Here is a 12,530-nt window from a genome sequence, read left to right as displayed (position 1 = left end):
AATGAACCAGCATCATCCGGTCAAGCGGCCGGATGATTTGAATTGTAGGTGTCTGCTCTGGTATGCTAAAGGTTGAAAAGAAAGAAGAACATCACTTGACAAATCACTCGTTTCTTTTTAACATAAAGTTATGAATGAATGCTCATTCAATTCAGAAAGGGACGAAGCACATTGAAGCAGAAAAGACCGAAGTACATGCAAATTATTGATGCAGCCGTTGTGGTGATTGCAGAGAACGGCTACCATCAATCACAAGTTTCAAAGATTGCCAAACAAGCAGGGGTAGCAGACGGAACCATTTATCTCTATTTCAAAAACAAAGAGGACATTTTGATCTCGTTGTTCAAAGAAAAAATGGGACAATTCATCGAACGGATGGAAAACGATATTCAAAAGAAACCGTCTGCCAAAGAAAAGCTTCTTCTCCTCATTCGAGAACACTTTCGCCTGCTATCTCAAGACCATCATTTGGCCCTAGTGACACAGCTTGAACTCAGGCAGTCAAACCTTGAACTGCGCCAAAAAATCAATGAGGTGCTGAAAGGGTATTTAAATATGCTAGAATCCATTTTAGCCGAAGGAAAGAAGACAGGAGAATTTAGACAAAATCTAGATGTCCGCTTAGCGAGACAAATGGTATTTGGGACGATTGACGAAACCGCTACAACATGGGTCATGAATGATCAAAAGTATGACCTGCCTGCACTCGCAGAAAGTGTACATGATCTTCTCTTAAACGGAATACATCAATCTTAAAGACAATTGAAAAAGGATGATTGACATGGAAAAAATACTTAGCTTACACCAAGACGAACAGACAGCACTCATCACGATTCAACACCCACCTGCAAATGCCTTATCCTCTCAGCTTCTCACTGAACTCAATGACATGTTTGATCAGCTTGAACAAAACAGTGAAGTGAGAGCTATTGTCATTCATGGAGAAGGTAGATTTTTCTCAGCAGGTGCTGATATTAAAGAATTTACGACCTTGCAGGAAGAGTCTGATTATGCCAGCCTTGCAGACAGAGGACAGCAAGTGTTTGAACGAATTGAACAATGTCCAAAACCGGTGATTGCTTCCATTCACGGGGCAGCATTAGGCGGCGGGCTTGAGTTGGCGATGTCGTGTGATATTCGAATCGCAACAAAAGATGCAAAGCTGGGACTGCCGGAATTAAATCTCGGTATTATCCCAGGATTCGGCGGAACGCAGCGCCTGCCTCGCTATGTTGGATCAGCTAAAGCACTTGAAATGATGGGAACAGCTGAGCCGATTACAGGAGAAGAAGCATTTGCCTGCGGACTTGTTTCAAAACTTGCGGAAACAGAAGAAGAAGCGCTGGAAACAGCCAAAACATTGGCTGCGAAATTTGCAGCGAAAAGCCCTAAAACGCTTGAGTATGTGCTTGAGTTATTGAATGCGACAAAAGTGTACTCATATGATGGCGGAATGAAGCTGGAAGCCAAAAAGTTTGCTGAGGTGTTTCAGTCGAATGATGCCAAAGAAGGCATCCAAGCTTTTATCGAAAAGCGTAAACCGAATTTTAAAGGGGAATAAGGGATTAGTACGACACAAGGGGGAGAAATGAATGAATATTTTTGTTTTAATGAAGCGTACGTTTGACACGGAAGAGAAAATCTCTATTCAGTCTGGTGCTATTCAAGAAGATGGGGCAGAGTTCATTATTAATCCTTATGATGAGTACGCAATTGAAGAAGCGATTCAGCTTCGGGATGAGCACGGGGGAGAAGTAACGGTCGTGACAGTTGGCAATGAAGATGCGGAGAAACAGCTTAGAACAGCACTTGCAATGGGCTGCGATCAAGCCGTTTTATTAAATGTTGAAGATGATTTGGAGGAGTGGGATCAGTTTTCCGCTTCTACGATTCTATATCACTATCTCAAGGATAAAGAAGCTTCCTTGATCTTAGCAGGGAATGTAGCGATTGACGGCGGGTCTGGACAGGTGGCCCCGCGTCTTGCTGAATTACTCGGTTTTCCATATGTCACAACCATTACAAGTATTCAAATCGACGGCGACTCAGCTTCAATTGAGCGAGATGCAGAGGGTGATGTGGAAGTGATTTCTGCCGAGCTCCCGCTAGTGGTCACCGCGCAGCAAGGTCTCAATGAGCCTCGTTATCCATCGTTACCAGGCATCATGAAGGCAAAGAAAAAGCCTTTAGAAGAATTAGAATTAGACGATCTAGATTTAGATGAAGACGATGTGCCATATAAAATCAAAACCATTGAACGTTTTTTACCGGAGAAAAAAGAGGGTGGCAAGGTGCTGAGCGGCGAGCTTCAGGATCAGGTCAAGGAACTGACAGACCTGCTAAGAAATGAAGCAAAAGTCATCTAAACATCCACTTTACGATATCACGAGAACAAGGGGGAGCTTAAAGGATGAGTAAAAAAGTTGTTGTACTTGGAGAAAGTCGTGACGGTAAATTAAGAAATGTGACTTTTGAAGCGATTGCTGCCGCTCACGAGGTGGCTGATGGCGGTGAAGTGATTGGCGTTTTAATAGGGGATCACGTCAAAGACCAAGCGGATGAACTGCTTTATTATGGAGCGGATCATGTGATGATCGTCGAGCACCCGCATCTTTCTTATTATACGTCTGATGGTTTTGCGCAGGCGCTTCAAGCAATATTAGATCAAGTCAATCCTGATGCAGTGCTGTTCGGTCATACATCGATCGGAAAAGACTTGTCACCAAAAATAGCTGCACGCCTGCAAACAGGCTTAATTTCAGATGCAATAGATGTAAGCGTTACCGGTGAACATCTTGTTTTCACTAGACCGATTTATTCAGGAAAAGCTTTTGAAAAAGTCATTTCAACAGATCGTCTGCTTTTGGCTACTATCCGTCCAAACAACGTGGCACCGCTGGAGCGTGATGCGTCACGCAGCGGAGAAGTGACGCCAGTTTCTGTCGATATTCAAAACCTAAGAACGATCGTGAAGGAAGTCATTAAAAAAACATCAGAAGGTGTAGATTTATCTGAAGCGAAGGTCATTGTCGCAGGAGGCAGGGGGGTCAAGAGCAAAGAAGGCTTTGAACCGCTGAAAGAACTTGCCCAAACGCTTGGCGCAGCAGTCGGTGCCTCGCGTGGTGCATGTGACGCTGACTATTGCGATTATGCCCTGCAAATTGGTCAAACCGGTAAAGTCGTCACACCTGACCTTTACATTGCCTGCGGGATTTCAGGAGCTATTCAGCATTTAGCCGGTATGTCCAACAGTAAAGTCATTGTTGCGATCAATAAAGACCCAGAAGCTGAAATCTTCAAAATTGCCGATTACGGAATTGTCGGTGACTTATTCGAAGTCGTTCCGCTTTTAAATGAAGAGTTAAAAAAGATGAATATCCATTCTTAACGCTCATACACTCAGAATGCCTAGGTATTCTGGGTTTTTTTGTATGTCATCACGAAACAAAGGAGCGGTTTACAAGTGAATGGGACAGTAAAAATCAATGAAGTGATTGGACGCATTTCTAAACACATCTATGGACACTTTCAAGAGCATTTAGGAAGAGGAATTTATGACGGCATTTGGGTAGGGAAAGACTCATCGATTGACCATATTGAGGGGATTCGTACCGATGTACTAAAGGCACTTCAAGCCTTACATATCCCGGTGCTGAGGTGGCCGGGCGGCTGTTTTGCAGACGAGTATCATTGGGCAAACGGCGTCGGTGATCTGAGTGAACGAAAGCCGATGGTGAATACTCATTGGGGTGGCACCGTTGAATCAAATGCGTTTGGTACACATGAATTTATGAGACTGTGTGAATTACTTGAATGTGAGCCTTATATTTGTGGAAACGTTGGAAGCGGCTCTGTTCAAGAATTAGCAGAATGGATTGAATATATCACATTTCCTAAAGGGACACCTATGTCGGATTGGCGGATTCAAAATGGAAAACAAGAACCGTGGGAGCTGACGTATGTTGGTGTAGGCAATGAAAGCTGGGGATGTGGTGGAAATATGACGCCAGAGTATTATGCAGACTTATATAAACGCTACCAAACGTATGTGAGAGAATTTGCTGGTCAGCGCATTTACAAAATCGCATGCGGTGCGAATTCAAATGATGTGAATTGGACAAAAGTATTAATGGAGCGTGCAGCGCCGTGGATGGATGGGCTCAGTTTGCATTACTATACGGTCCCAGGAACATGGGAGAAGAAAGGGTCAGCGACCGATTTTGATGAGGATGAGTGGTTTACAACGCTGAAAAAGGCGTCTGAAATGGAGCGGCTTGTCGTGGAACACGGAAAAATCATGGATCGTTATGATCCAGACAAGCGAATCGGGATGATTATTGATGAATGGGGGACATGGTATGATCCAGAACCGGGGACAAATCCAGGGTTTTTGTATCAGCAAAACACATTAAGAGATGCTCTAGTCTGTGCCTTGCATTTTCATATTTTTCATCGCCATTGCCAGCGGATTCATATGGCGAATATTGCCCAGACCGTCAATGTGTTGCAAGCGATGGTGTTAACGCAGGACGAAAAGATGCTCCTGACACCTACCTATCATGTATTTCACATGTTTCAAGTGCATCAAGAAGAAGAAGCGCTTGAAGTAGAATTGAATGCTCCTTCATATGAACGCCGGGGTGAAAAAATCCCTCAAGTCAGTGTGTCAGCCTCGCGGTCATCTGACAAGATGCATATTAGTTTATGTCATGTGGATCCCCATGAAAAAGCAGACGTATCTCTTGCGATAGAGGGAATCGATGCAAAAACGAAGGTCAATGGCCGTGTGCTGACTGCTGATCGGATGAATGCGCACAACACGTTCGTTGATCCTCATTCCGTTCAGCCTGCGGACTTTCGGCAATTTGCTGTTAAGCACGGCGAGCTGACTATTGATCTGCCGCCTATGTCGGTTGTAATGTTGACCGTCGATCTGGCTTGATCGCATATTTCAATGTTTGATGAGAAGAATGTTGGGGCATCATACATTGTAAATGAAGCGGAAAGGGAGTTATGTCATATGCTTAGAACCATTCTGATGATCATCGGTGCGATTGTTGTTATTGGTGCTATCATACGGTTTGTTTTTTAATTCATTTCATAAAAAATGATTCGTAAGCATTTCATTCGCAAGTCACATTGGTAGATGCTATACTAAAAAGCATAATTTACATTGGAGGAATGAATAATGGCAATCGTAAAAGCTACTGACGCAACATTTTCACAAGAAACTGCAGAAGGTGTTGTTCTTGCAGACTTTTGGGCACCTTGGTGCGGACCTTGTAAAATGATTGCTCCAGTTCTTGAAGAACTTGATCAAGAAATGGGCGATAAAATGAAAATTGTAAAAATTGATGTGGATGATAACCAAGAAACTGCTGGTAAATACGGCGTTATGAGTATCCCAACACTTCTTGTTTTAAAAGACGGTGAAGTCGTCGAAACGTCTGTTGGTTTCAAACCAAAAGAAGCACTAGCTGAGCTTGTAAACAAACATCTATAAACCGATCTATGCCCGCGTGGCATGATCTCAAAAGCGGTTCTCGTATAGTCGAGAGCCGCTTTTCTTTCATCGTGGTATAAAACAAATGTTCGTGATACACTAGAAGGAGTGAAAGAGGAAAACAAGGACGGATGAAAATATGAACAAATTGATCAAAGAAAAGCTGTCAGTCTTACCTGATCAACCAGGCTGTTACTTAATGAAAGATAGACAAAATACGATCATTTATGTGGGAAAGGCAAAGGTATTAAAAAATAGGGTCCGCTCTTATTTTACAGGATCTCATGATGCCAAAACGCAGCGGCTTGTCAGTGAAATCGAAGACTTTGAATACATTGTCACCTCTTCAAATATTGAGGCACTTATTTTAGAGCTGAATTTAATCAAAAAATATGACCCGAAATACAATGTCATGCTAAAGGATGACAAAACGTACCCTTTTATTAAAATTACGAATGAACGTCATCCTAAGTTGATTGTCACCCGCAATGTGAAAAAGGATAAAGGGAAATACTTCGGTCCATATCCAAACGTACAAGCAGCAAGAGAAACGAAAAAGCTGCTCGACCGTTTATATCCACTTAGAAAATGTGCGACACTCCCTGACCGAGTCTGCCTTTATTATCATCTTGGACAATGTCTTGCTCCGTGTGTGTATGACATTTCTGAAGAAACGAATAAACAGCTCGTCGACGAAATCACAAGATTTCTAAACGGAGGACATCAGCAAATCAAGAAAGAATTAACAGAAAAGATGCAAGAAGCGGCCGAACAATTAGAGTTTGAGCGGGCAAAAGAACTGAGAGATCAAATCGCATACATTGACTCAACGATGGAAAAGCAAAAGATGACGATGAGTGACTTATCTGATCGTGATGTGTTTGCCTATGCTTATGATAAGGGCTGGATGTGTGTCCAAGTCTTCTTCATCAGACAGGGGAAATTAATTGAACGTGATGTCAGCCTATTTCCGATGTATCAAGACCCTGAGGAAGAATTTCTCACGTTTATGGGGCAGTTTTATGAGAAGAACAACCATTTTCTGCCGAAGGAAATTTTGGTGCCAGACAGCGTCGATCAAGAGATGATTGAGCAATTGCTTGAAACGAATGTTCATCAGCCGAAAAAAGGAAAGAAAAAGGATTTGCTTTTACTTGCCCACCAAAACGCCAAAATTGCTCTCAAAGAAAAGTTCTCGCTTATAGAGCGTGATGAAGAACGGACAATTGGTGCAGTGGAGCAGCTTGGTGATGCACTCAATATTTATATGCCATACCGGATTGAGGCGTTTGATAACTCCAATATCCAAGGAGCAGACCCCGTATCCGCTATGGTTGTCTTCCAAGACGGGAAGCCGTATAAAAAAGAGTACCGAAAATACAAAATTAAAACCGTTGAGGGGCCCGATGATTATGCTTCCATGCGTGAAGTCATTAGAAGGCGGTATACCCGCGTGTTAAAGGATGAACTGCCGCTTCCTGACTTGATTTTAATCGACGGAGGAAAAGGACAAATCAACGCAGCCATAGATGTGCTCGAAAATGAATTAAATCTGTCTGTTCCTGTGGCAGGTCTAGTGAAAGATGAAAAACACAGGACATCGAATCTTATGATGGGTGATACGCTTGAAATTGTTGCGCTCGAACGGAATAGTCAGGCCTTTTATTTATTGCAGCGTATTCAAGATGAAGTGCACCGATTTGCGATTAGTTTTCACCGGCAGCTGCGGGGGAAGAATGCATTCCAGTCTATTCTAGACGATGTCCCAGGTATCGGGGAAAAGCGCAAAAAGCAGTTGCTGAAACATTTTGGCTCTGTGAAAAAGATGAAAGAAGCCTCTATCCAGGATTTTCAGGACGCTGGTATTCCGAAACAAACGGCTGAACTTTTAATGGAGGCATTAAAAAAATAGATTGTACTTTTTCCAAAAGTCTGTTAAGATGTGACTAATTTAATAAATGAACGTGTTGTTTGTTGAAGATAGAGGTGCGAACTTCAAGAGTAAGCCTTCAGAGATCGATGGGATCTAGGAAGAGGGCTGAAAGGGGAGCGTCGCCGAAGTGAATAAAATCCACTCATTTTATTCGCTGGCTGTACATTGAAGAAATGTAGGGCTGTCAAGAATGTATTTCTTGGAGGGCTATCTCATTGTTTGCATCGTTTGATGATGATTTTAAAGCAATGGGAGATTTGTTCTCTCATTGCTTTTTTATTTGCAGTGAACAGAGCAGTCTCCGCAGCCTCTTCTCTCACACGTGATCTTTTGAAAAAGGGTGGTAGACATGGGACTAATTGTACAAAAATTTGGTGGAACATCTGTTGGATCGACAGAAAAAATTCGCAATGTCGCAGAGAGAGTCATCGCTGAACGCGAGGCAGGAAATGATGTGGTCGTGGTTGTGTCTGCGATGGGCAAATCAACGGATGTTCTAGTAGACCTAGCGAAAGAACTCACAGATGATCCAAGCAAAAGAGAAATGGATATGCTACTGACAACTGGTGAGCAGGTGACCATTTCATTATTAGCGATGGCGCTCCAAGCAAAAGGTTATGATGCCATTTCCTTTACAGGCTGGCAAGCTGGGGTGAAAACAGAGAAGGTGCACGGAAATGCAAGAATCGTGGACATCGATGAAGCAAGAATCAAAGAAGAACTGAGTGCGGGAAAAGTCGTTGTTGTAGCAGGTTTCCAAGGAATTGCGGATGATCTACATATTACAACACTTGGGCGTGGTGGATCAGATACGACAGCAGTGGCACTAGCTGCGGCACTCAAAGCGGACAAATGTGATATTTATACGGACGTACCAGGTGTGTTTACAACAGATCCTCGTTATGTACCGTCTGCGCGAAAACTTGCAGGAATTTCATATGATGAAATGCTTGAGTTAGCCAATTTAGGAGCAGGTGTGCTGCATCCGAGAGCGGTCGAATTTGCGAAAAATTATCAAATCCCACTAGAAGTCCGTTCTAGTATTGAAAATGAATCGGGTACGTTAATTGAGGAGGAATCATCCATGGAACAAAATTTAGTTGTAAGAGGCATTGCATTTGAAGATCAGATGACACGCGTGACGGTATGCGGCCTTTCAAGCGGTTTAACAACGCTATCGACGATTTTTACGACACTTGCAAAGCAAAATATCAATGTCGATATCATCATTCAGTCTGTCACAAGCACCAATCAGACCTCCATCTCTTTCTCTGTGAAAACGGATGATTTGTCTAAAACAGTTGAAGTATTAGAAGAATACAAAGGTGCGCTTGGTTATGAGCAGATTGAGACAGAAAGCAAATTAGCCAAAGTATCCATCGTGGGTTCTGGTATGGTTTCAAACCCAGGCGTTGCGGCTGAAATGTTCGCTGTGTTAGCTCAAAAAGACATTCAAGTGAAAATGGTCAGTACGTCTGAGATCAAAGTCTCCACAGTCGTTGATCGTGAAGATATGGTGAAAGCGGTAGAAGCCCTTCATGATGCGTTTGAATTATCAAAGGTGAGCGCCGCAGCTCATTCTTAAATCTTCAAAAGAGGTGTATCCCATGAAAAGATACACCTCTCAGCGTGTAGACAAACCCTCGCATTCTTTGTCAGTCCTGCGCTCTGGTGCTCACGAATGCCAAATTCGCTCCGCTCCAGTGCTCGTCCTTCCTAGACTGCAAAGGTTTTCTGTCACGCTGAAAAGAAGACAAAGAGCTAAAATAAAGTTCATTTTAGCCCTTTGTCAACAATCTGAAAGGTGTATCCCATGAAAGGATACACCTCTTTTTTATTTTGGAAATCATCAGCATATGAAGAAAAGAAAACGTGCGTAAACCGGTACGCCAACTGTGCTATGATAGAAGGGTATATAAAAAAGGCGTGACACGAAGTCCTCGCCTTTCATAAGCAGTGTTAGCTAGGGTCTCTTAAATCCCATTTAACGGTTAAAATGACTTTATCAGCACGCTTTTTTACTTGTTCATAGGATTCAGCCACGTGCTCATTGAGAAGCTGAATCTGTTCAGCGATAAAACCTGCTTCCATTTGAAAGCATGGCTCCTTTTGATAGCTGAGTCGATTCGATACAAGTGGACCTTCGAGCTCAAACTCAATTTCCTGTTTTTTAGAATGGACCATCGTGAGAGTTCCCCATCCGGCATCATGGAAAAATTCGGGGATCTTTTCCCATGACTCTTGAGGAAATTTACGAGCAAGCAGTTTACCCGCAAAATACATCATAGATGAATGATCCTGACCAAGAATGTCAGGCAGCAGAACTTCGCGTATCAGCTCGTAGGCAAATCCATTGACTTCAATTTCTTTTAGCTGTTCTAAGTTAGATTCGAATTTATTCATTGTATGGCTCCCCTCTTTCAACAATTTATTATAGCTTATGTGGGCATATGATGACAGAGTTTTCCCTGAAGTCTAAGAAATTCTTATTGTAGTAAAACGAATTTTGATTTAAAACTTTTAAATTTCGGAAAATTTTAATTTATGTACGCGGTTTCTTGACGCTTTTTTGACATAGGAGTAAAATGAAATTGTCAATAAATTTGAATAAAGTGCTTACAATTGAAAGAAGCGGGGGTAAGACAATTTTCAAGCAATTGCACTTTTTTTACTAGGGGGTAAAGTAATGTCGGGGAACAAAGAATTTTTTTATCGGAGATTGCATTCTTTGCTTGGCGTCATTCCGGTCGGTCTATTTTTAGTACAGCACTTAGTGATTAACCACTTTGCGACGAATGGACCAGAGGCGTTTAACAAAGCTGCACACTTTATGGAACAGCTTCCATTTAGATATGCACTTGAGCTGTTCGTGATTTTCTTACCACTGATCTATCATGCTGTTTATGGGGTGTACATAGCCTTTACGGCACAAAACAACACGTCTCGCTTCAGTTACTTAAGAAACTGGTTGTTCAGACTGCAACGGATTACAGGTATCATCACATTGATTTTTGTCACTTGGCACGTATGGGAAACACGCATTCAAGCGCAGCTTGGAGCTGAAGTAAACTATGACATGATGGCGAATATTTTAAGCTCTCCATTTATGCTAGGTTTCTATATTGTCGGCGTTTTATCTACTATTTTCCACTTTGCTAATGGCTTGTGGTCATTTGCTGTCAGCTGGGGAATTACAGTTTCACCACGCTCACAAAGAATCTCCACATATGTGACATTAGGTATATTTATAGCGCTTTCATATGTAGGGCTAAGAGCAATTTTCGCTTTTGTTTAAGAGGAAATAGATTAGTAGAAGAGGGAGAGGGGCTACAATGAGTAATTCTAGCATCATCGTTGTCGGAGGCGGCTTAGCTGGTCTCATGGCAACTATCAAAGCAGCAGAAGCGGGAACAGCTGTTAAACTATTTTCAATCGTACCTGTGAAACGTTCGCATTCTGTTTGTGCACAGGGCGGAATTAACGGAGCGGTCAATACAAAAGGTGAAGGAGATTCACCTTATGAGCATTTTGATGACACGGTATATGGCGGAGACTTTTTAGCTAACCAGCCGCCAGTAAAGGCAATGTGTGAAGCAGCGCCGTCCATTATCCACTTACTTGATCGTATGGGTGTAATGTTTAACAGAACACCAGAAGGATTACTGGACTTCCGCCGTTTCGGGGGAACACAGCACCACCGTACAGCATTTGCTGGTGCGACAACAGGTCAGCAGTTATTATATGCACTAGATGAGCAGGTTCGCCGTTATGAAGTAGCGGGGCTTGTGACGAAATATGAAGGCTGGGAATTCCTTGGCGCTGTCTTAGATGACGAGGAAGTATGCCGAGGCATTGTCGCGCAGAACTTGACGACAATGGAAATCGAATCCTTCCGTTCAGATGCTGTCATCATGGCAACAGGCGGTCCTGGTATCGTATTCGGTAAATCAACGAACTCTATGATTAATACCGGATCAGCTGCATCGATCGTTTATCAGCAAGGTGCTCATTATGCTAATGGAGAATTCATTCAAATTCACCCAACAGCGATCCCAGGAGATGACAAGCTGCGTCTCATGAGTGAATCAGCTCGTGGTGAAGGTGGACGTGTTTGGACATATAAAGACGGAAAACCTTGGTACTTCCTTGAAGAAAAGTACCCAGCATACGGGAACCTTGTACCGCGTGACATTGCAACGCGTGAAATTTTCGACGTATGTGTGGAGCAAAAGCTTGGCATCAACGGAGAGAACATGGTGTACCTAGATCTTTCTCACAAAGATCCAAAAGAGCTTGATATTAAGCTTGGCGGAATCATTGAAATCTATGAAAAATTTATGGGTGATGACCCGCGTAAGCTTCCGATGAAAATTTTCCCGGCTGTTCATTATTCAATGGGCGGATTATGGGTTGATTATGATCAAATGACGAATATCAAAGGCTTGTTTGCTGCCGGAGAATGTGATTACTCTATGCACGGCGGAAACAGACTTGGGGCAAACTCATTGCTTTCTGCGATTTACGGCGGAATGGTTGCTGGACCAAATGCTGTGAAATACATTAGCGGTCTTGAAAAGTCTGCAGAAGATTTATCATCTGCAACATTCGACAGTGCCGTGAAGAAAGAGCAGGAGAAATGGGACAACATCCTTAGCATGGATGGCACAGAAAATGCATATGTGCTTCATAAAGAGCTTGGGGAATGGATGACGGACAACGTTACAGTCGTTCGTTACAACGAGAAGCTCTTAAAAACAGATGAGAAGATTGAAGAACTGATGGAGCGCTATAAGCATATTAACATCAACGATACAGCTTCATGGAGCAACCAAGGCGCTGCCTTCACGCGTCAGCTTGACAACATGCTTCAGCTGGCACGTGTCATTACGATTGGGGCTTACAACCGGAATGAAAGCCGAGGCGCACACTATAAACCGGAATTCCCAGAAAGAAACGATGAAGAATTCCTAAAAACAACGATGGCTACGTTCAAAGGGAAAAACCAAAAACCTGCATTCCACTATGAGGACGTCGATGTATCGTTAATTGCACCTCGTAAACGAGATTACTCGAAGAAAAAGGTGGAGAAATAAG

The 12,530-nt window shown here is 42.8% G+C and carries 11 protein-coding genes and 1 riboswitch; of the genes, 10 read left to right on the top strand and 1 reads right to left on the bottom strand.

Features of this window, described 5'->3' with window-relative positions:
• The first annotated feature begins 171 nt into the window (after positions 1-171).
• The 8 genes from NSQ64_RS14755 (at position 172) to NSQ64_RS14720 (ending at position 9,021) form a co-directional block, all read left to right on the top strand.
• On the top strand, positions 172-756 hold the full coding sequence (locus NSQ64_RS14755; protein WP_096881717.1) for a TetR/AcrR family transcriptional regulator: 585 nt from the start codon (positions 172-174) through the stop codon (positions 754-756).
• 25 nt (positions 757-781) lie between these two features.
• On the top strand, positions 782-1,561 hold the full coding sequence (locus tag NSQ64_RS14750; RefSeq protein WP_017358245.1) for an enoyl-CoA hydratase: 780 nt from the start codon (positions 782-784) through the stop codon (positions 1,559-1,561).
• 31 nt (positions 1,562-1,592) lie between these two features.
• Positions 1,593-2,366: an electron transfer flavoprotein subunit beta/FixA family protein gene (locus NSQ64_RS14745; RefSeq protein ID WP_058336556.1), complete on the top strand. Its 774-nt coding sequence runs from the start codon at positions 1,593-1,595 to the stop codon at positions 2,364-2,366.
• Positions 2,367-2,410: 44 nt separating this feature from the next.
• A complete protein-coding gene (locus NSQ64_RS14740; protein ID WP_017358243.1) occupies positions 2,411-3,388 on the top strand; it encodes an electron transfer flavoprotein subunit alpha/FixB family protein in 978 nt (325 codons plus the stop codon).
• A 75-nt stretch (positions 3,389-3,463) separates the two neighbouring features.
• Positions 3,464-4,942 carry an alpha-N-arabinofuranosidase gene (locus NSQ64_RS14735; RefSeq protein WP_341017111.1) on the top strand — a complete coding sequence of 493 codons (1,479 nt, stop codon included), beginning with the start codon at positions 3,464-3,466 and terminating at the stop codon, positions 4,940-4,942.
• Between the two features lie 246 nt (positions 4,943-5,188).
• Complete coding sequence (gene trxA / locus NSQ64_RS14730) at positions 5,189-5,503, top strand: thioredoxin (protein WP_007501629.1); 315 nt, start codon at positions 5,189-5,191, stop codon at positions 5,501-5,503.
• A gap of 139 nt (positions 5,504-5,642) precedes the next feature.
• Positions 5,643-7,415, top strand: coding sequence for an excinuclease ABC subunit UvrC (gene uvrC, locus NSQ64_RS14725; RefSeq protein WP_041506756.1), 1,773 nt, complete (start codon positions 5,643-5,645; stop codon positions 7,413-7,415).
• Between the two features lie 61 nt (positions 7,416-7,476).
• Positions 7,477-7,654: riboswitch (Lysine riboswitch) on the top strand.
• Positions 7,655-7,785: 131 nt separating this feature from the next.
• Entirely contained in the window at positions 7,786-9,021 is a 1,236-nt protein-coding gene (locus tag NSQ64_RS14720) for an aspartate kinase (protein ID WP_035701939.1), read from the top strand.
• Positions 9,022-9,395: 374 nt separating this feature from the next.
• On the opposite strand, the gene NSQ64_RS14715 is transcribed toward NSQ64_RS14720, so the two are convergent.
• Positions 9,396-9,839, bottom strand: a complete 444-nt coding sequence (locus tag NSQ64_RS14715; RefSeq protein WP_008345974.1) for a YslB family protein — start codon at positions 9,837-9,839, stop codon at positions 9,396-9,398.
• 283 nt (positions 9,840-10,122) lie between these two features.
• On the opposite strand from NSQ64_RS14715, the gene NSQ64_RS14710 reads away from it, so the two are divergent.
• Together NSQ64_RS14710 and sdhA are read left to right on the top strand one after the other, a co-directional pair.
• Positions 10,123-10,731 carry a succinate dehydrogenase cytochrome b558 subunit gene (locus tag NSQ64_RS14710; protein WP_007501622.1) on the top strand — a complete coding sequence of 203 codons (609 nt, stop codon included), beginning with the start codon at positions 10,123-10,125 and terminating at the stop codon, positions 10,729-10,731.
• Positions 10,732-10,768: 37 nt separating this feature from the next.
• The gene (gene sdhA / locus NSQ64_RS14705) at positions 10,769-12,529 is read left to right on the top strand and encodes a succinate dehydrogenase flavoprotein subunit (RefSeq protein ID WP_007501620.1); all 1,761 of its coding nucleotides are present in this window, start codon (positions 10,769-10,771) and stop codon (positions 12,527-12,529) included.
• Position 12,530: the final 1 nt, after the last annotated feature.

The sequence above is a fragment of the Bacillus sp. FSL W8-0183 genome, assembly GCF_038006825.1.
GTDB classification, from domain to species: Bacteria; Bacillota; Bacilli; order Bacillales; family Bacillaceae; genus Bacillus; species Bacillus altitudinis.
The sequence above is the reverse complement of the archived record's forward strand: the minus strand, read 5'-3'. Positions and strand labels throughout refer to the sequence as shown.

Coding starts and splice junctions, on each gene's coding strand:
- NSQ64_RS14750 (WP_017358245.1), top strand. CDS start 782: ATGGAAAAAATACTTAGCTTACACCAAGACGAACAGACAGCACTCATC.
- NSQ64_RS14745 (WP_058336556.1), top strand. CDS start 1,593: ATGAATATTTTTGTTTTAATGAAGCGTACGTTTGACACGGAAGAGAAA.
- NSQ64_RS14740 (WP_017358243.1), top strand. CDS start 2,411: ATGAGTAAAAAAGTTGTTGTACTTGGAGAAAGTCGTGACGGTAAATTA.
- trxA (WP_007501629.1), top strand. CDS start 5,189: ATGGCAATCGTAAAAGCTACTGACGCAACATTTTCACAAGAAACTGCA.
- uvrC (WP_041506756.1), top strand. CDS start 5,643: ATGAACAAATTGATCAAAGAAAAGCTGTCAGTCTTACCTGATCAACCA.
- NSQ64_RS14720 (WP_035701939.1), top strand. CDS start 7,786: ATGGGACTAATTGTACAAAAATTTGGTGGAACATCTGTTGGATCGACA.
- NSQ64_RS14715 (WP_008345974.1), bottom strand. CDS start 9,839: ATGAATAAATTCGAATCTAACTTAGAACAGCTAAAAGAAATTGAAGTC.
- NSQ64_RS14710 (WP_007501622.1), top strand. CDS start 10,123: ATGTCGGGGAACAAAGAATTTTTTTATCGGAGATTGCATTCTTTGCTT.
- sdhA (WP_007501620.1), top strand. CDS start 10,769: ATGAGTAATTCTAGCATCATCGTTGTCGGAGGCGGCTTAGCTGGTCTC.